Origin of the sequence: Azoarcus sp. TTM-91 (genome assembly GCF_012911025.1) — a bacterium.
In the GTDB taxonomy this organism is placed as follows: Bacteria; Pseudomonadota; Gammaproteobacteria; order Burkholderiales; family Rhodocyclaceae; genus Azoarcus.
In genome coordinates, this window is record NZ_WUEI01000062.1 from 1 (window position 1) to 17,131 (window position 17,131).

The window sequence follows — 17,131 nt, forward strand, 5'->3', positions numbered from 1 at the left end:
CCGCCGACGACCGCCATGAAGAGGTATTCGATGCCGATGTGCAGGCCGAAGGGGGTGGGGTTCACGAAGCGCTGCATGTGGGCGTAGAGCCAGCCGGAGGCGCAGGCGTGGAGTGCTGCGATGAGGAAGATGATCATGCGCGAGCGCGAGGTGTTCACCCCCATGGCTTCGGCCATGACCATGCCGCCCTTGAGTGCGCGGATGGCGCGGCCTTCACGCGAGTCGAGCAGGTTCTGGGTGGTGAAGACGGCGGCGAGCAGGAAGAGCCAGATGAGGTAGTAGATCTTGGGGCCGTCGTCGAGCACCACGCCGAAGAGGGTGATGGGGGGGATGCCGGTCAAGCCGGTGTGCCCGCCCAGACTCTCCAGGGTGCCGAACAGGAAGTAGAGCGAGATGCCCCAGGCGATGGTGCCCAGCGGCAGGTAGTGGCCGGAGAGTTTGAGCGTGAGCGAGCCCAGCACCAGGGCGACCACCGCGGTGAAGACGAGGCCCACGACGAGGGCGAGCCAGGGCGAGCCGCCGGCCCAGGCGAGCCAGCCGGGCAATTCGGTGGCGGTGGTGAGGACGGCGGTGGTGTAGGCCCCGAGGCCGACGAAGGCGGCCTGGCCGAAGCTGGTGAGGCCGCCCACGCCGGTCAAGAGCACCAGGCCCAGCGCCACCAGGGCGTAGAGGCCGATGTAGTTGAGCAGGGTGACGTAGAAGGGCGGGAGGAACTGCGGGGCAACGGCCAGCAGGGCGAGGAAGCCGAACAGGAAGTAGCGCGGATTCATTCTTCTTCCTCCACGTGACGGCTGGTGAGCGAACGCCAGAGCAGGAAGGGGATGATCAGGGTGAACACGATGACTTCCTTGTAGGTACTGGCCCAGAAGGAGGAGAAGGCTTCGAGCAGGCCGACGAGCACCGCGCCCACCGCTGCCAGCGGGTAGCTGGCGAGGCCGCCGATGATGGCGCCGACGAAGCCCTTCAGGCTGATGATGAAGCCGGAGTCGAAGTAGATCGTGGTGATGGGCGCGACCATCACGCCGGACAGGGTGCCGATGAAGGAGGCGAGCAGGAAGCTGGCGCGGCCGGCGAACACCGGCGAGATGCCCATCAACTGCGAGCCGACGCGGTTGATCGCGGTGGCGCGCAGGGCCTTGCCGTAGATGGTGCGCTCGAAGAACTGGTACAGGATGATGATGAGCGCCAGCGACATCGCGATCACCCACAGGCTCTGGCTATTGATCATCAGCGGACCGAGCTCGAAGCCGGCTTCGGAGAAGGGTTTGGTCTGCGCGCCACTGGGGCCGAACAGCAGCAGGCCGACGCCGACCATGGCGACGTGCACCGCGATGGAGACGATCAGCAGCACCAGCGAGGGCGCATTCGCGATCGGCTGGAAGAACAGGCGATACATCTGCGGACCCAGCGGCACCACCACGGCCAGCGTGAGCAGCACCTGGGCGGCCATCGGCAGGTCAGCCAGCGGCAACTGGTACATCAGCACGACGAGGGCGAAGGCGTAGGCAACCTTCAGCACCATGCTGAGCGGAATGCCGCGGCGCGAGGGCGAGCGCAAGCGCACGCGCAGGTCCAGCGCGGCTTCGACCACGGCGAGGCCGGCCACCAGCCAGACGATGCTGTTGGGCGTGCCGGATTGGACGGCGGCCATGGTGAGCGCGCCGAAGGAAACGAACTCACCCAGCGGGATCAGCAATACCCGGGTGACGGTGAAGACGAGCAGGATGGAGAGCGCCAGCAGTGCGTAGATCGCACCGTTGGTGACGCCGTCCTGCCCCAGGATCAAGGCAATCTGTAGGTCCATTCGAACAAAGTCCTTCGTTCAGGCCGGCCGTTCCGCCGCGGGGGTGGACAGGGGCACGACATGACGCGGTTGGCGTCTCCGCCCTCCCGGTGCGCGTTCCCGCGGGGTGAGCGGGACCGCCGGAGCTGCCGGTAGAGGCTGACTCCGCCTGGCAGGAATACCGGGGGGCTGGTTCGACCCGCCGCCGCAGCGCCGGGCCTGAAGGAAAACCGGCACCGGGTGAGCGGTGCCGGCAAAGCGTTTTACTTGAGCAGGGCCCAGGCACCGTTCTTCACGGTGATCATCTCGCGGCCACGCTCGTCGAAGCCGCTGTGATCTTCCGGCGTCATGTTGTACACGCCCTGTGCGCCCACCAGTTCCTTGGTCTGTTCCAGCGCGTCGCGCAGGGCGGCACGGAATTCCTTGGTGCCCGGCTTGCCCTTCTTCTCGGCGATGGGGATGGCCTTCTGCAGCAGCAGGCCGGCGTCATAGACGTTGGCGCCGAAGGTGGCCGGCTTGTTGCCGTACATCTTCTCGTAGGCGCCCATGTACTCGGCGGCGACCTTCTTGGCCGGGTTGCTGTCCGGGATCTCGTCCAGCACCAGCATCAGGCTGGCCGCCAGGATGGTGCCTTCCACCTTCTTGCCGCCCAGCTTCAGGAAGTCATCCAGCGCGGCGCCGTGGGTCTGGTAGTACTTGCCCTTGTAGCCGCGGTCGAACAGCGAAGTCTGCGGCAGCACGGCGGAACTGCCCGGGGCGGCGATCAGCACCGCATCCGGCTTGGCGCCGATGATCTTCAGGGTCTGGCCGGTGACGGAGGTGTCGTTGCGCTGGAACTTCTCGTTGGCGACGATCTGGATGCCGTTCTTCTCGGCCAGCGCGGTCATCACCTTGCTCCAGTTTTCACCGTAGGGGTCGCCGGTGCCGAACAGGCCCAGGCTCTTCACGCCGTTCTTGGCCATGTGCTCGACCAGCGCCTTGGCGATGATGTCGTCGTTCTGGGTGGTCTTGAACACCCACTTCTTCTGCTCGGTCATCGGCAGCACCACGGCGGCGGTGCCCACCGGCGCCAGCAGCGGCACGCCGGCCTCGGCGACGAAGCCGATGGCGCCCATGGCGTTGGGCGAGCCGGAAGGTCCGATGATGGCGTCCACGTTGTTCTCGGAGATCAGCTTCTTCACCGCGGTCACGGAGGCGGTGGAATCACTGGCGTCGTCCAGGGAGATGTACTCGATGGTCAGGTCGCCGACCTTCTTCGGCATCAGCGGAACGGTGTTCTTCTGCGGGATGCCGACCAGGGCGATCGGGCCGGTGGCGGAGGTGATGACACCGACCTTCACCTGGGCGAAGGCGGTGGTGGCCAGGGTGGCCAGGGCGACGGCAGCGGTGATCTTCTTCAGCAACATGGCGAAACCTCCGTTAGGGTTCTTTCGTGCAGCAGGTGTGAGTGAAAAAAGAGCGGCTACTTCGTTTTGACTTCAGATTGTTATGGTGCCTACGCTCGCTCCGCCACAGACGTACAGGGTCTGGCCGGTGACGAAACTGTTCTCGGGGTCGGCAAAGAACATCACGGCCCGGGTGACGTCGTCCGCACGGCCGACGCGCTTGACCGGGATCGCTGCCGCCAGCGCTTTCTCGCGCTCGCTGCCGGCTTCGATGACGGCGTAGTACATGTCGGTCTGTATCGGGCCCGGTGCAACCACGTTCACCGTGATGCCCTTGGGCGCGAGCTCCAGCGCCCAGGTGCGCGCCATGCCGATCATGCCGGCCTTGGTGGCCGAGTACGCGGTACGAGTTGGCAGGCCCAGCGCGCCGCGGGAGGACATCAGCACCACGCGGCCGAACTGGCGCTGGGTCATGCCCGGCAGGAAGGCCTGCATCAGGTCAATGGCCGCTCCCAGGTGGATCTGGGTCAGGCCCTGCAACTCCTCGTTCTTCACTTCGCCCAGCAGCTTGGGCCAGATCACGCCGGCGTTGTGGATGAAGTGGCTGACCTCGTGGGCGGCGGCGATCTCCTGGCCGGCCTGCGCGGTGGCGGCGGCGTCCAGCAGATCGACCTGCACGGTCTTGAGGCGGGGGTGGGTCCAATCTGGTGCGCGGCGGGCCAGGGAAATGACCTCGTAGCCGTCGGCCAGCATGCGCTTGCAGATGTCGGCGCCGATCCCGGCCGAGCCGCCAGTGACGACGGCGACGTGCTTTTCACTCATGTTCCGTTCCTCAAACCGTGGGAGTCAGTGCCAGTACGCGCAGCGGGCTGCCGGATCCGTTACGGATCTTGAGAGGCGCGGCGAAGATGACGGCACCTTGCGGCGGCAGCAGATCCAGATTGGTCAGGCACTGGAGGCCGTAGCGGTTGTTGCCGTGCATGAAGTAGTGGCAGGGGTAGGGCGGGTTGAGGTGATGGGCCTGGCCGGCGTCGGTGCCGACCGATTCGGTACCGAAGCCATGCACGTTCCGTTCCTGAATCAGCCACGGAACCACTTCGGCGTCGGGGCCGGGGGAGTGGGCGCCATCCTCGGCCATGTTCAGGTATTCCTTGGGCATGGCACGCTTGGACCAGTCGGTGCGCATCAGCACCCAGGCGCGTTCCGGGATGCGGCCATGCTTCTCTTCCCAGGCCTTCACATACTCGACGGTGAGGAGGAAATCCGGGTTCTCGGCGCACTCGGCGGAAACGTCGATCACGCAGGCGGAGGCGATGAAGTTCTCCACCGGGATGGAGTCCACCGCGTTGTCCGGCTGGTCCTTGCCGCTGATCCAGTGGATGGGCGCATCGAAGTGGGTGCCGGTGTGCTCCGACATGGAGAAGTTGTTCCAGTACCAGGCCGGGCCGCGCTCGTCGTAGCGGGAGATCTCCTCGATGCGGAAGGGCCAGGCCTGACCGAACTCCGGCGGCAGCTGGATGATGGGGAATTCCGGCGTCAGCGTCTGGGTGAGGTCGACCAGCTTCACGCGGCCGGACAGCAGCTCGGCCATGAACTGGGCGAGGATGGGGGTGCTCATCTGCGGTTCTCCTGTGCGTGGCCGGGCTTACTGGCCCAGCTCGCGTTCGACGGCCTTGTGGTTTTCGCGCAGGCGGGTGCGCAGTTCCTCGGCGATGTCGCCGACATAGAGGTCCTCGACGCCGTCCTGCAGGCCCTTGACGATGGCCTTGGCCAGGCCGGAGGGCGCGATCTTGGGCGGCGGCGTGAGCTGTTCCCATTCCTCGTCCACCGGGCCGGGGAACACGTTCATCACCCGCACGCCGGCGCCGCGCAGTTCGGCGCGCAGCGTGTGCGACAGCGACAGCGCTGCCGCCTTGGAGGCGGACCAGGCGCCGCGCGCCGGCAGGGCGGCATGGGCGTGGATGGAGAGGATGTTCACCCAGGCCACCGCGTTGTTGCTGCCGTCCGCGGCGCGGAAGCACATGCCGGGGCCGAAGGCTTGGGCGAGGCGCATCAGGCCGAGCACGTTCACTTCCATGGCGTCGCGGGCGAGGTTCACATCCTTGCGGTTGAGGATGCCGCCGTCACGCAGGTAGTCGGCGGTGTTCACCAGGATCTCGACCTTGCCGCCGATGGAGGCGGCGAGGCGGTCCACCGAGTCGGTGTCGGTCACGTCGAGCTCCACCACTTGCAGGCGCGGGTCGGAGGCGACCAGCTTGTCGAAGGCGGGCACCGTCTTCCAGGTGCTGGCGTCGCCGAGGAAAACGGCGTTGGCGCCGGCTTCCAGCATGGCCTTGGCGACCGCCATGCCGGTGGCGGACTTGCCGTCGGTGACGAGCACGCGGCGGAACTTCGGGTCGCAGGTGGATTCGCGCAGCTGCGGGGCGTCGTTCATGTTCGGGGTGTCCTTTTCCGGCAGCGCATGGAGCACCGCCTGGCCGCTGCGGTCCAGCTTCAGCGTCAGCCGCACGCTGCCGCCTTCGGCGCAGTCCTCGTGCACATGAGCGACCACCGAGGGGCCGGCGGCCATCTTCACCGTGCCGACGCGCCAGGGCAGGCGCTCGCGGAAGTAGAGGTCGTTGCTGTGGCGCAGGGTGGTGGTGGCGATGAGTTCGCCGCGGTTGTCCACCGGCTTCCACGCCAGGTGCTCGGAGAGGCAGCTGCCGCAGACTTCGCGCGGCGGGTACTGCACCGTGCCGCAGTCGGCGCACACCTGCATCTCGAACACGCCTTCGGCGGCGGCGCGGGTCAGGCCCAGCGCAGTGCGGCTGCGCGGCACCGGCGGCAGCGTGGCCAGCCGGGTGCGCAGTACCGGGTTTTTCTTCTTCGGTTTGACGAGCGGTTCGGTCATGCCGCTTCTCCTTGCGTCGCGCCGCGTTCCAGGATGGCCGCGCCGGAGCACAGGCCGCGGTCGTAATTGATCATGCCGAAGCCGGAGACCACGCCTATCTTCGCGTCCTTCACCTGGGTGCGGCCGGCGCCGCCGGTGAGCTGGCGCAGCGCCTGCACGAAGCCGAGGTAGCCGCCCGCGGCGCCGGCCTGGCCGACCGAGAGCTGGCCGCCGGAGGTGTTGAAGGGGAAGCTGCCGTCGATGGTGAATTCGTTGGCGCGGATGAAGCCGGCGACTTCGCCCTTGGCGCAGAAGCCGAGGTCTTCGAACTGCATGGCGTTGATGACCGGGTAGTCGTCGTAGGTCTCGAGGAAATCGACGTCCGCCGGGGCCACGCCGGCGTGCTCGTAGAGCGCGTCCTTGTCCATCGCCCAGCCGCCGCGGAACTGGATGGGGTCTTCCGGGAAGGCGTTGTGGCGTTCGATGGTGGAGCGCACGCGGGCGTAGGGCAGCTTGAGCGCCCGGGCGCGTTCCTCGCTCATCACCAGATAGCCTTCGGCGCCGGCACAGGGCATCACGCAGTCGAACAGGTGGATGGGGTCGGTAATGGGGCGGGCGTCGAGGTATTGCTGCAGGGTCAGCGGCTTCTTCATCAGCGCATGCGGGTTCTTCAGGGCGTTGTCGCGCTGGGCGACGCAGAGCTTGCCGAAGTCCTCGCGGCTGGCGCCGTAGTGCTTCATGTAGTAGTCGGTGAGCAGCGCGAAGCTGGCGTTGGGGCCGCCGGCGCCGTAGGGATAGACCGCGTCCTGCGCGAAGCGGGAGAACTGGCTCACCGTGTTGCGGAAGGAGTCCACATGGTTGGTGTCGCCGGCGATGCAGGCGATGACGTCCGCGTCGCCGGCCTGCACCGCCCGCGCCGCGCGGCGCAGCGCGACCACGCCGGAGGCGCCGCCCATGGGAATGTGGTCCAGCCAGCGCGGGCTCATGCCCAGGTGCTGCATCAGGCCGACGGCGGTGTCCGGCCCCAGGGTGAAGCTGGAGACGCAGACGCCGTCCACTTCGCCCTTGGCGATGCCGGCGCCGCGGATCAGCTCCGCCAGCGCGCGGCCCAGCCACCAGTGCGCGCTGCGGGTGGAGTAGCGCACGTAGGGAATGGTGACCGGCACGGTGACGGCGACGCCGTCATAGCCGCGCCGTTTCCCGGCGGGCGCTGCACTTGCCGCCGGACTTGTTGCCGCACTCACTTGTGATCTCCCTGGCGCTTCTTCATCGCGCAGGTGTTCACGCAGTTGGCGGCGTCGACCAGGGTGGGCGCCAGCGCCTTCAGTTCGCCGCGCTGGATCTTGTTGGTGGTGGTGAGCGGCAGGCTGTCGACGAAGGCGACGTAGCCCGGCGCCTTGTAGTAGGCGAGCTGGGACAGAGACCAGGTGACCAGCTCCAGCGCGGCGGCTTCCATCGCCGGGCGGTCGGCGGGCGCGTCCTGGGCGATGACCAGCGCCATCACCTCGTCGCCGCGCACCGGGTCCGGCACCGCCGCCACCGCCACCGACTTCACCAGCGGATGCTGCTGCAGCACCGCTTCCACTTCCACCGCGGCGATGTTCTCGCCGCTGCGGCGGATGACGTTTTTCTTGCGATCGACGAAGTGCAGGTAGCCGTCGGCGTCGCGGCGCACGATGTCGCCGGTGTGGAACCAGCCGCCGGCCCAGGCTTCGTCGGTGGCCGCCGGGTCTTTCAGGTAGCCGGCGAGGAAGCCGTAGCGCGGATCGTCGCCGGCGTGGCGCACCAGCAGTTCGCCCTGTTCCCCGGCGCCGGTTTCAGTGCCATCGTCCTTGACGATGCGCACCAGCACGTCGTCGCCTTCCTTGCCGAAGCAGGAGCTGCCGATGTGGCGCGGTTCCTTGTTGGCGATGACGACGGCGCCGGCGCCGGTCTCGGTCATCGCCCAGGCTTCCAGCAGCGGGAAACCGAAGCGCTCTTCGAAGGGCGCGTGCAGGGTGCGGTCCACCCCGGCGCCGAAGCCGAAGCGCACGCTGTGCTGGCGGTCCGCCGGGCCGGCCTCGGCCTTCATCAGCATGGCCGGCATCACGCCCAGGTAGTGCACCACGGTAGCGCGGGATTCGCGCACGCTGGCCCACCAGCTGCGCGGGTGGAAACGGTCCAGCGGGATCAGGCAGCCGCCGGTGAGCACCATGGCCATCGCCGAGTAGGCCATGGCGTTCATGTGCACCAGGGGCAGCGGGGTGATCATGCGTTCCTTGCCCGGATGCAGCTGGGCCAGGCCGCCGATGTCGGCGTACCACTTGCCGGCGTGCAGGAAGTAGCGGTTGGGCAGGATGCAGCCCTTGGGCCGGCCGGTGGTGCCGGAGGTGTAGAGCAGGGCGCACTCGGTGAGCTCGCCGGGGGCGGTGTCCGCTTGCGGCGCCGGGAAGCTGGCCCGCGGCGGCAGATCGCCGTCGGCCATCACCGCGAAGGGGCGGCCGGCGCGTTCGGCGGCGGCCTTCAGGTCGTCGTGGCGATGGGGCAGGGCGATGGCCAGCGCGATCTCGGAGTGGCCGATGAGGTATTCCAGCTCGGCGGCCCGCATGTCCGGGTTGATGGGCACCACGGAAACGCCCAGGCCGTTCAGCGCGAACCAGTGCAGGAAGAAGGCGGGGCGGTTTTCCAGCAGGATGCCGACGCGGTGGCCGTGGCCGTAGCCGGCGGCGGCGTAGGCCTGGCGCAGGGCTTCGACGCGCTCGAAGGTTTCGGCGTAGCCGAACTCGCCGGCCTCCACTCCGTAGATGCCCGCCGTTTCCGGCAGGATGCAGAGGAAGGGCTGCTTCGCCCAGCGGACGGCGGCCTCGTAGAAGGCCTGGTGAACTGTGCTTGCCAAGTCTTGCTCCCGGCGTGGTCTCCGTTCCAGCCCTGGGGCTGGCGGCGCCTCACCTTTCTGTCAGAGGTTTGTTGTGCCCGCCCTCCGCGCCTGCGCGCGGTGGGCGATTGTCGTTTATGTGTGGCGCTTACATGAAGAGCTGGATGTTGCCGAAGGCCGCATCGCAGTTCACCAGCTCGACTTTCTTCAACTTGATCTTGAGCACGCCGTCCTGCATCACCAGGGTGTGGGTGGCCCAGCCGGCATAGAGCTGCTGCTCGTCCACCCGGGTTTCGACGTAGTGGAAGGCGGTGCGAACCACTGCTTCGCCCTTGGCGGCGTCCATGGATTCCAGCGTGGGCAGCTGCAGCAGGTGGTGGCTGCGGCTGTGCGGCTGCTGGGAGAAGGTGCGCTTGCCGTGCAGGCGCTCGATGCGCACCTGCAGCAGCAGCTTGTCTTCGTACAGCAGCGAGGTATGCAGGCGCGGGTCCGGCTGGTCGTGCGTCAGCGGCATCCAGTAGTAGCCGTCGTCGGTGAAGAGCTGCAGCCAGTCGTCGAAGCGCTGCTCGTCCAGCATGCGGGCTTCGGCATAGACGAAGTCGAGTACGGTCTTTTCGGTCAAGGTGTTCATCGTTCGATTTCCTTCCTTACTCCGCCTTGGCGGCCGGGCCCATGAACTTGACCCAGGCGCGCATCTGGTTGCGCATCTGCCATTCGTTGGTGCCGTTGGTGACGGTGCTCACGTCCGGCTGCTCGCTGCCGTCGTACAGGCGCTGCAGGTTCACCCACTCGCGGCCGCGGCTGTGCAGCACTTCCTGGGCGCGCTCGTACATCTCGGTGTCGTCGTGGGCGACGACCGAGGTGGGCGCGTTGATGAGGCGGGTGTACATCAGGGTGCGTTCGAGCAGGATGTCCGGCGCGCCGACGAGGCGGAAGGTCCAGGACTCGACCAGGGTCTTGCCCGGGCCCAGCGGCTTGAATACCCGCATGGCCTGGATGGGGCCCTTCATCGTCATGTTGGGGAAATACACCGTGTTGTGGCGGCACTCGCCGAGGATCTGCTTGGCGCGGTCTTCGCCGTAGTTGGCCACCATGGCTTCCCAGTAGTCGGGAATGGCGGAGTAGTCGGCGTGGATGGAGTCGGACACGCCGGTGTGGCCGTGGCCGTTGGGCCAGACGCGGATGCCCATCTTCTCGAAGAATTCGTAGGGCGAGGCGAAGGGGGCGAAGAGCTCCACCGCCATCGGCTTGGGCGTGCCTTCGGGGGCGCGCTTCCATACGTCCACCGCGGTGCCGGCGGAGGATTCGTGGGCGACCATCGGGTGGCAGGTGTCGGTCTGGTTGTCGACCAGCATCTTCCAGTTGCAGTTGTTGATGTAGCGCAGCACGCCGCCGGCCACCTCCAGCTTGCCGACCGGGGAGCGGTCCACCATGTTGTCGATGGTGCTGAGGGAGTCGCCGAAGAACTCCTCGAAGGAGATGCCTTCGTTGGCCAGGCGGCAGAACACGAAGTCGCGATAGACGTGCACGTTCTTCACCGCCGCCATGCCGTGGCTGGCTTCGCAGGATTCGAAGCCGGTGTCGGCGTAGCCGTTCTTCAGCGGGATGGAGAGCAGCGAGCCGTCGGTCTTGAAGGTCCAGGCGTGGTAGGGGCAGCGGAAGAACTTGCCGGTGTTGCCACAGCCTTCGCCGGCCACCTTCACGCCTTTGTGGGGGCAGCGGTTGTGCAGCACCTTGATGCTGTCGTCGCTGTGGCGGACCATGACCACCGGCTGGTCGCCGACGGTGGTGGTGTAGTAGTCGCCCTTGTTCGGAATCTGGCTGGCATGGCCGACGTAGACCCAGCTGTTGGTGAAGACCTGCTCCATCTCCAGGTCGAATACTTCCTGGTCGATGTAGGCGTCTTTGTGCACCTCGGTTTCCCGCACCAGCGCACGTACCGCCGCCGGGTTGTTCCTGTACTTGCTCATCGCGATGTCCTCATGCTGTCTGCTTGCGGCCGTCGGTCGCATCCGGGTATCAAAGATCGAGCACCAGGCGCGGTGTCTTGCTCCGCGAGATGCAGATCTGGATCAGTTTGCCCTCCGCCCTTTCGGCGTCGGACAGGAAGTAGTCGCGGTGGTCGGGCACGCCTTCGAGCACAGTGGCGGTGCACACGCCGCATTCGCCGCGCTTGCAGTCGTACATCGGGTCGCAGCCCTGTTCTTCCATCACGTCGAGGATGGTCTTGTCGGCCGGCACGGTGAGGGTGACGCCGGACTGGCGCAGCTCCACTTCGAAGGGTTGGTCGCCTTCGAGCGGCGCGGCGGCGGCGAAGAGTTCGAAATGCACGCGGTCGGCAGGCCAGCCGCGTTGCTTGGCGCCTTCGATGAGGGCGTCGATCATGCCCTTGGGGCCGCAGACATAGAGGTGCTGGGTGGTCTTGAGACCGTCCAGCAGGGCGCCGATGTCCAGCCTGGTATCGGCTTCGTCGTCGGCATGCACCTTGAGGGCCGGGCCGGCGAGACTGGCCAGTTCGTCGAGGAAGGCGAGCTGGCTGCGGCTGCGGCCGCTGTAGTGCAGCTGGTAGCTGCGGCCGGCGGCTTGCAGGCCACAGGCCATGGCGGCGATGGGGGTGATGCCGATGCCGCCGGCCAGCAACACCACTTCGCCTTCGCTGGCTTCGGCGGCATGCAGCGGAAAGTCGTTCTTGGGCGCGGAGACCGTCACCCGGTCGCCCACCGCCAGAGTGTGCATGTGGCGCGAGCCGCCCTGGCTTTCCTCTTCCAGGCGGATGCCGAGGCGGTAGGCGGACGGCGCATCGAAACCGCCGGTGGGCTCGAACGAGACGAGGGAGTAGCAGCGCGCATCTGCCAGACCCGGAATGCTCACCTTCAGGTGGGCGCCCGGGGTGAAGGCGGGCAGCGCGCTGCCGTCCGCCGCCTGCAGGTACAGGGTGCGGATCAGCGGCGTTTCCGCCCGGATTTCGCTGACCGTGAGTTCCAGTTCTGACATCGCGTCTCTTCCTCTATCTCGTCCGTTTATTGCCGTTTGCGGTCCCGTGCGCCGTCTGTGCGGTTCAGGCCGCCTGGCGGGTGAAGCCGGCTTCCGCCGTGGTGCTCTTCATCAGCAGGCCAAGCTGGTTTTCCAGCTGGCGGCCTTCCTCATCGGCCATCGCCGCTTCGCGCAGCCGCTTCAGCGTGGCCGCCGCGTCGGCCTGGCCGGCGAGGCGGTCGGCCGCCTCCATCAGGCGGGCGAAGCGGTCGCCGCTGCGAGCGTGCGTGCCACTGTAGCCCTTCACCAAACGGCGGCAGTGTGCGATTTCCACGGCGAAGTCGTAATCCGCGGCGGCGTTCTTCAGCACCCGCTCGTACCAGGCGTTGATGCCGGCGGTCTCGATCTGGTGGCGCAGCGTGCTGCGGCGGAAGCGGCGCATGCCGGCCAGCATGTACAGGGCGATGAACCAGGTCAGCGTGCCGGTTTCGACGCGGCGGCCATGCTCCATCTTGCGCTTGACGAAGCCGCCCACACCCTTGGAGTTCTCCAGCCAGCGGCCGAGGCCGGCGGGCAGGGTGCCGCAGATTTCTTCCAGCCGCGGATGCATGAACTCGGTGGTGTAGACCAACTGGTCCGGCTTGGCGCCGACTTCCTTGCGCACGCGCTCGAAGCGGCTGCCGCGGGTCTTGAGGTCGGCGACGCGGATCACGTCGTCGTAGCTCTTGGCCACCGCCAGGCGGTGCGCCATGGCCTGGGTCAGCGCCCAGCCCTTGGCCTCGCCACCCTTGGCGGCATCGAGCTCGCGTACCTTGGCGATCTGGTCCAGGTATTCGCTGGCGTAGGCGATGTCCTGGAAGTCGATCAGGCGGCGCAGGCCGGCCACCAGCATGCCGTGGGCGGCTTGCGGGAATTCGCGCTTCACCCGCTGCAGCAGGGCATCCACCTTGGGGTTGGCGGCCTTCTCCGGCACGTCCGGCGCGGGGCGGGAGGTGTCGATGCGCTCCGGCGCGGCGGGGGCCTTGGCGGCGGCGTCGAAACCGAGGGCGAAGGCGCGCAGGCTGGCTTCCACGCCCTTGCCGCTGTCGCGGATGGTTTCCTCGAAGGCCTCGCGGCTGAAGGGCAGGGCGCCGGAGCCGGCGACCGCGCCGAACAGGCTGGCGGAGATCACGCTGCCACCCTTTTCGGCCAGCGCCTGCAGGTCGAAGGCCAGCATGCGTTTGGAGGCTTCCAGGCCGGCTTCGATGACCTTGTTGGGGTCGCCGATGCCGTTGCCCAGCGCCGCCTTCTCGGTCACCGAGTAGCTGCGGTGGGTGGAGGTGATGAGGGTGGTGCGGTCCGGCGTCACCAGCCCGCGCTGCATGGCGCGGCCGGCTTCCATCAGCTCGGCGGCGACGACCAGGTCGAGGTCGCCCGGCGTCGGCATCATCGCCAGCGTGGGCGGCTTGCCGGCGGCGTGCGCATCGCTCTCGGGCAGCAGTTCGAGGTAGTAGATGGTGGCGCCGGTGCGCTGGGCAACGCCCGGCACCGAGGTGGTCTGCGCCCACCAGCCGGCCTTCTCGGCCATGTCCACGATCCAGTCGGCGAGCACGCCGCCGCCTTGGCCGCCCATGGCGAGCACCGCGATCTTGATCGGCGTGCCCGGGTGAAAAACGATCTTGCTCATGTCTGTTCTCTCTCCTGGGCGCTTACAGGGCGTACTCGGCCTGACGGGAGGCGCGGCGGCGCTGCAGGAAGCCGATCACCGCCTTGCGCAGTTTCGCCATCAGGCGGTCGCCGCGGTTCGGGTTGTGGATGATGTCGGCGCGGTAGAAGGACGGGCACAGCACCGCGGCTTCGGCCACTTCACCGCAGTTGCCGCAGCCGACGCAGCCGTTGTCCACATGGGCCACCGGATCTTCCTTCAGCGGGTCGCCGCTGTCCTTCACGCTGAGCGAGGGGCAGCCGGAGAGGCGGATGCAGGCGTGGTCGCCGGTGCACACGTCGGCATCGACGCCGAAGCGCTCCTTCACCGCGCGCTGGCCGCTCTTCACCGCCTTGGTGAAGATGGGCTTGATGCGGCGCTGCTTGTTCAGCATGCATTCCGACTGGGCGATGATGACCTTGGGCCCGTCGGTGGTGGTGGTGAGCGCTTCTTCCAGGGTGTCGCGCACGCGGGCGACGTCGTAGGTGCGGTCTATGGTGCGCACCCACTTCACGCCGGCGCCGCGGATGGCGTTCTCGATCGGGTTCTTGGTCGAGCGGTCGGCGTTCTCGGCGCGGGAGGAGAGGATGTCCTGTCCGCCGGTGGCCGAGGAGTAGTAGTTGTCAACGATGACGATGACGCCGTCGTTCTTGTTGAACACCGCATTGCCGATGCCGGAGGTCAGGCCGTTGTGCCAGAAGCCGCCGTCGCCCATCACCGAGATGGAGCGCTTGCCGGTCTTGACGTTGAAGGCCGAGCTCGACGCCGCGCCCAGGCCGTAGCCCATGGTGGTGGCGCCCAGGTTGAAGGGCGGCAGGATGGAGAACAGGTGACAGCCGATGTCGCACGACACATGGTGTTCGCCGAGATCCTGCTGGGCCAGCTTCATCGCGGCGAAGATGGGGCGCTCCGGGCAGCCGACGCAGAAACCGGCGGGGCGGGGCGGCACCACTTCGGCCAGGTCTTTCACCTTCGGGTGGAAGGTGATGGGCACGCCGGCCGGCTTGGCCTTGGCAACCGCGGGCGCCGCGGCGGCAACCGCATCGGCGGCGACTTCGTCGGCCGCCACCGCTTCGTGGGTTGCCAGCAACTCCGGCCGCCAGGCCTTGATGAAGGCTTCCAGGCCGGTCTTCATCGCCGCGGTCGTGTATTCGCCCGCCATCGGCAGCACGTCCTTGCCGGAGAGGTGGGTGTCCACCTTGTTCTTGCGCAGGATGGCGTGCAGGTTCTGTTCGATGTAGTCCGGCTGGCCTTCTTCCAGCATCAGCACCGCGCGCTTGCCCTTGCAGAAGTCGACGACTTCCTCGTCGATCACCGGGTAGGTGACGTTCATGACGTACATCGGCAGGCGGCTGTTGCCGAAGCTGTCGGCCAGGCCGAGCAGCTGCAGGGCGCGGATCACGCCGTTGTAGAGGCCGCCCTGCAGGATGAGGCCGACGTCTTCCACATCGCCGTCGAAGAACTCGTTGAGCTTCTTCTCGCGGATGAACTTCACCGCGGCCGGCCAGCGCTGCTGGATCTTCTCGTGCTCATGGGTGAAAGAGGCGGGCGGCAGCACGATGCGGCTGGTGTCGCGCACCGGGTTTTCCAGCGCCTGCTTCAGCGTGTAGCGCGGGCGCTTGTTTTCCTTGGTGATGAAGCGGCCGTGCACGTGACAGGAGCGGATGCGCACCTGCAGCATCACCGGCGTGTTGGAGGCCTCGGACAGCTCGAAGCCGTCTTCCACCGACTGCACGATGGACTCCAGGTTGGGACGCGGGTCCAGCAGCCACATCTGCGACTTCATGGCGAAGGCGTGGGAGCGCTCCTGCATGATGGAGGAGCCTTCGCCGTAGTCCTCGCCGATGATGATCAGCGCGCCGCCGGTGACGCCGCCGGAGGCAAGGTTGGCGAGCGCGTCGGAGGCGACGTTGGTGCCGACGGTGGATTTCCAGGTGACCGCGCCGCGGATCGGATACATCACCGAGGCGGCCAGCATGGCGGCGGCGGTGGCTTCGGAGGCGCTGGTCTCGAAGTGGACGTCCAGCTCCTGCAGGATCTCGTTGGCGTCGGCCAGCACGTCCATCAGGTGGGAGATCGGCGAGCCCTGGTAGCCGCCGACGTAGCCCACGCCCGACTGCAGCAGGGCCTTGGTGATGGCGAGAATGCCCTCGCCGCGGAATTCCTCTCCGGCGGGAATCCGGAGCTGCTGCACTTCCTTCTTGAACGAACGTTCAGCCATTGCTGATCTCCTCGCTGCCGTCGCGGCGCATCGTCTTCAGGCAGCCCTGTTGGGGGGGCTGGGCGTACGCGATGGTCTGCGTACCGCTGGGGGCCAGATCGTGGTCGGCCATCGTTTTATCTCCTTCGATCCATGTGCGCGTCGAGGTTCCACAGCTTGCTGCGACGCAATATCGAAAGCCCATGAATCTATGCGTTGAGAACTACTTTAGAAATGAACATTTCTGCTGTCAATCTAAAAGATGAAATTTCATGGATATCCAAAAATAACACGAAAAAACAAAAACATACCTTTGCCAAAACGGTGCGGCGGCGCACCATCAAGGTGCTGGGAAAAAACCCTTTTCTCCCGCGGTATTAGCCGTTTTCGATGTTGCAGTTGCAGCATGGAATCAGGATCGATGCACTAAAGTGGGGCAAAAAAAACGCCCGGCAACCGGATGTCGCCGAGCGTCGGGAAGACGGACCCGCAGAGCCTGGGATTAAGCGCTTCGTCGTATGTCCGTCTGGACGGGAAGGGGTGGGGCTCAGGCGTCCTGCACCATGGCGAGCACCCGCAGCGGGCTGCCCGAACCGTTCTGGATCTTCAGCGGCGCGGCGAAGATCACCGCGCCCTGCGGCGGCAGCAGGTCCAGGTTGGTCAGGCATTGCAGGCCGTAGCGGTTGTTGCCGTGCATGAAGTAGTGACAGGGGAAAGGCGTTTCCCAGGCGTAGGACTGGCCGGCGTCGGTGCCGATGGCCTCCACGCCGAAACCGCAGACGTCGCGTTCCTCGATCATCCACTGCACCACGCCGGCGTCCGGGCCGGGGGTGTGGCAGCCATCTTCCTTGGCGTTGAGGTAGGCGGCCGGCGTCGGTTGCTTGGACCAGTCGGTGCGCATCAGCACCCAGGCGCCAGCGGGAATGCGGCCGTGCTTTTCTTCCCAGGCCTTGACGAAGCCGACGGTGAGCAGGAAATCCGGGTTGGCGGCCACTTCCTTGCTGCAGTCGATCACCGCCGCGGCGGCGATGAATTTCTGCGCCGGGATGGTATCGACCGCGTTGTCCGGCAGGTCCTTGCCGGTGACCCAGTGGATGGGCGCGTCGAAGTGGGTGCCGGTGTGCTCGTTGCAGGCGAAGTTGTTCCAGTACCAGGCCGGGCCGCGCTCGTCATAGCGCGACACGTTCTCGATGGTGAAGGGCGCGCACTGGCCGAACTGCGGCGGCAGCGGAATGGTGGGGAATTCCGGCGTCAGCGTCTGGGTGAGGTCGACCACACGGATGCGGCCGCCCTGGAGGTCGGCGAGAAAGGCAGCAAGATTGGTACTGGCCATGCGGGCTCTCCTGGTTGGGGCAGGGGGTGAGGGGATGAAGCATTGGGCGC

General features: G+C 66.9%; 14 protein-coding genes. All 14 read right to left on the minus strand.

The window, feature by feature from the left end; all coding sequences use genetic code 11:
- Positions 1-770, minus strand: a 770-nt coding sequence (locus GRF61_RS15815) for a branched-chain amino acid ABC transporter permease (protein ID WP_169151595.1), incomplete at its 3' end; no start/stop codon positions are given.
- On the minus strand, positions 767-1,804 hold the full coding sequence (locus tag GRF61_RS15820; RefSeq protein WP_169151596.1) for a branched-chain amino acid ABC transporter permease: 1,038 nt from the start codon (positions 1,802-1,804) through the stop codon (positions 767-769). The genes GRF61_RS15815 and GRF61_RS15820, both read right to left, overlap by 4 nt.
- A gap of 242 nt (positions 1,805-2,046) precedes the next feature.
- The gene (locus GRF61_RS15825; protein WP_169151597.1) at positions 2,047-3,189 is read right to left on the minus strand and encodes an ABC transporter substrate-binding protein; all 1,143 of its coding nucleotides are present in this window, start codon (positions 3,187-3,189) and stop codon (positions 2,047-2,049) included.
- 72 nt (positions 3,190-3,261) lie between these two features.
- Positions 3,262-3,990: an SDR family oxidoreductase gene (locus GRF61_RS15830; protein WP_169151598.1), complete on the minus strand. Its 729-nt coding sequence runs from the start codon at positions 3,988-3,990 to the stop codon at positions 3,262-3,264.
- Positions 3,991-4,000: 10 nt separating this feature from the next.
- Positions 4,001-4,786, minus strand: coding sequence for a cyclase family protein (locus GRF61_RS15835; protein WP_169151599.1), 786 nt, complete (start codon positions 4,784-4,786; stop codon positions 4,001-4,003).
- Between the two features lie 27 nt (positions 4,787-4,813).
- Positions 4,814-6,058, minus strand: coding sequence for an SDR family NAD(P)-dependent oxidoreductase (locus GRF61_RS15840; RefSeq protein ID WP_169151600.1), 1,245 nt, complete (start codon positions 6,056-6,058; stop codon positions 4,814-4,816).
- Complete coding sequence (locus GRF61_RS15845; protein ID WP_169151601.1) at positions 6,055-7,281, minus strand: thiolase family protein; 1,227 nt, start codon at positions 7,279-7,281, stop codon at positions 6,055-6,057. The genes GRF61_RS15840 and GRF61_RS15845 overlap by 4 nt, the downstream gene beginning before the upstream one ends.
- Positions 7,278-8,912 carry an AMP-binding protein gene (locus GRF61_RS15850; RefSeq protein ID WP_169151602.1) on the minus strand — a complete coding sequence of 545 codons (1,635 nt, stop codon included), beginning with the start codon at positions 8,910-8,912 and terminating at the stop codon, positions 7,278-7,280. The genes GRF61_RS15845 and GRF61_RS15850 overlap by 4 nt, the downstream gene beginning before the upstream one ends.
- Positions 8,913-9,039: 127 nt before the next feature.
- Positions 9,040-9,522 carry an aromatic-ring-hydroxylating dioxygenase subunit beta gene (locus GRF61_RS15855; RefSeq protein WP_169151603.1) on the minus strand — a complete coding sequence of 161 codons (483 nt, stop codon included), beginning with the start codon at positions 9,520-9,522 and terminating at the stop codon, positions 9,040-9,042.
- A gap of 16 nt (positions 9,523-9,538) precedes the next feature.
- The gene (locus tag GRF61_RS15860; RefSeq protein ID WP_169151604.1) at positions 9,539-10,861 is read right to left on the minus strand and encodes an aromatic ring-hydroxylating dioxygenase subunit alpha; all 1,323 of its coding nucleotides are present in this window, start codon (positions 10,859-10,861) and stop codon (positions 9,539-9,541) included.
- A gap of 49 nt (positions 10,862-10,910) precedes the next feature.
- Positions 10,911-11,885 carry a PDR/VanB family oxidoreductase gene (locus tag GRF61_RS15865; RefSeq protein ID WP_169151605.1) on the minus strand — a complete coding sequence of 325 codons (975 nt, stop codon included), beginning with the start codon at positions 11,883-11,885 and terminating at the stop codon, positions 10,911-10,913.
- A gap of 64 nt (positions 11,886-11,949) precedes the next feature.
- Positions 11,950-13,530: an indolepyruvate oxidoreductase subunit beta family protein gene (locus GRF61_RS15870; protein ID WP_169151606.1), complete on the minus strand. Its 1,581-nt coding sequence runs from the start codon at positions 13,528-13,530 to the stop codon at positions 11,950-11,952.
- 22 nt (positions 13,531-13,552) lie between these two features.
- Positions 13,553-15,769, minus strand: a complete 2,217-nt coding sequence (locus tag GRF61_RS15875; protein WP_169151607.1) for an indolepyruvate ferredoxin oxidoreductase subunit alpha — start codon at positions 15,767-15,769, stop codon at positions 13,553-13,555.
- A gap of 526 nt (positions 15,770-16,295) precedes the next feature.
- Positions 16,296-17,081 (minus strand): cyclase family protein, encoded by a 786-nt coding sequence (locus GRF61_RS15880; protein WP_169151608.1) that lies wholly within the window; start codon positions 17,079-17,081, stop codon positions 16,296-16,298.
- Between the last annotated feature and the right edge of the window lie 50 nt (positions 17,082-17,131).

What these genes read in the sequence shown, in the direction of transcription:
- GRF61_RS15820 (WP_169151596.1), bottom strand. Translation starts at nt 1,804, where the DNA reads ATGGACCTACAGATTGCCTTGATCCTGGGGCAGGACGGCGTCACCAAC.
- GRF61_RS15825 (WP_169151597.1), bottom strand. Translation starts at nt 3,189, where the DNA reads ATGTTGCTGAAGAAGATCACCGCTGCCGTCGCCCTGGCCACCCTGGCC.
- GRF61_RS15830 (WP_169151598.1), bottom strand. Translation starts at nt 3,990, where the DNA reads ATGAGTGAAAAGCACGTCGCCGTCGTCACTGGCGGCTCGGCCGGGATC.
- GRF61_RS15835 (WP_169151599.1), bottom strand. Translation starts at nt 4,786, where the DNA reads ATGAGCACCCCCATCCTCGCCCAGTTCATGGCCGAGCTGCTGTCCGGC.
- GRF61_RS15840 (WP_169151600.1), bottom strand. Translation starts at nt 6,058, where the DNA reads ATGACCGAACCGCTCGTCAAACCGAAGAAGAAAAACCCGGTACTGCGC.
- GRF61_RS15855 (WP_169151603.1), bottom strand. Translation starts at nt 9,522, where the DNA reads ATGAACACCTTGACCGAAAAGACCGTACTCGACTTCGTCTATGCCGAA.
- GRF61_RS15860 (WP_169151604.1), bottom strand. Translation starts at nt 10,861, where the DNA reads ATGAGCAAGTACAGGAACAACCCGGCGGCGGTACGTGCGCTGGTGCGG.
- GRF61_RS15865 (WP_169151605.1), bottom strand. Translation starts at nt 11,885, where the DNA reads ATGTCAGAACTGGAACTCACGGTCAGCGAAATCCGGGCGGAAACGCCG.
- GRF61_RS15870 (WP_169151606.1), bottom strand. Translation starts at nt 13,530, where the DNA reads ATGAGCAAGATCGTTTTTCACCCGGGCACGCCGATCAAGATCGCGGTG.
- GRF61_RS15875 (WP_169151607.1), bottom strand. Translation starts at nt 15,769, where the DNA reads ATGGCTGAACGTTCGTTCAAGAAGGAAGTGCAGCAGCTCCGGATTCCC.
- GRF61_RS15880 (WP_169151608.1), bottom strand. Translation starts at nt 17,081, where the DNA reads ATGGCCAGTACCAATCTTGCTGCCTTTCTCGCCGACCTCCAGGGCGGC.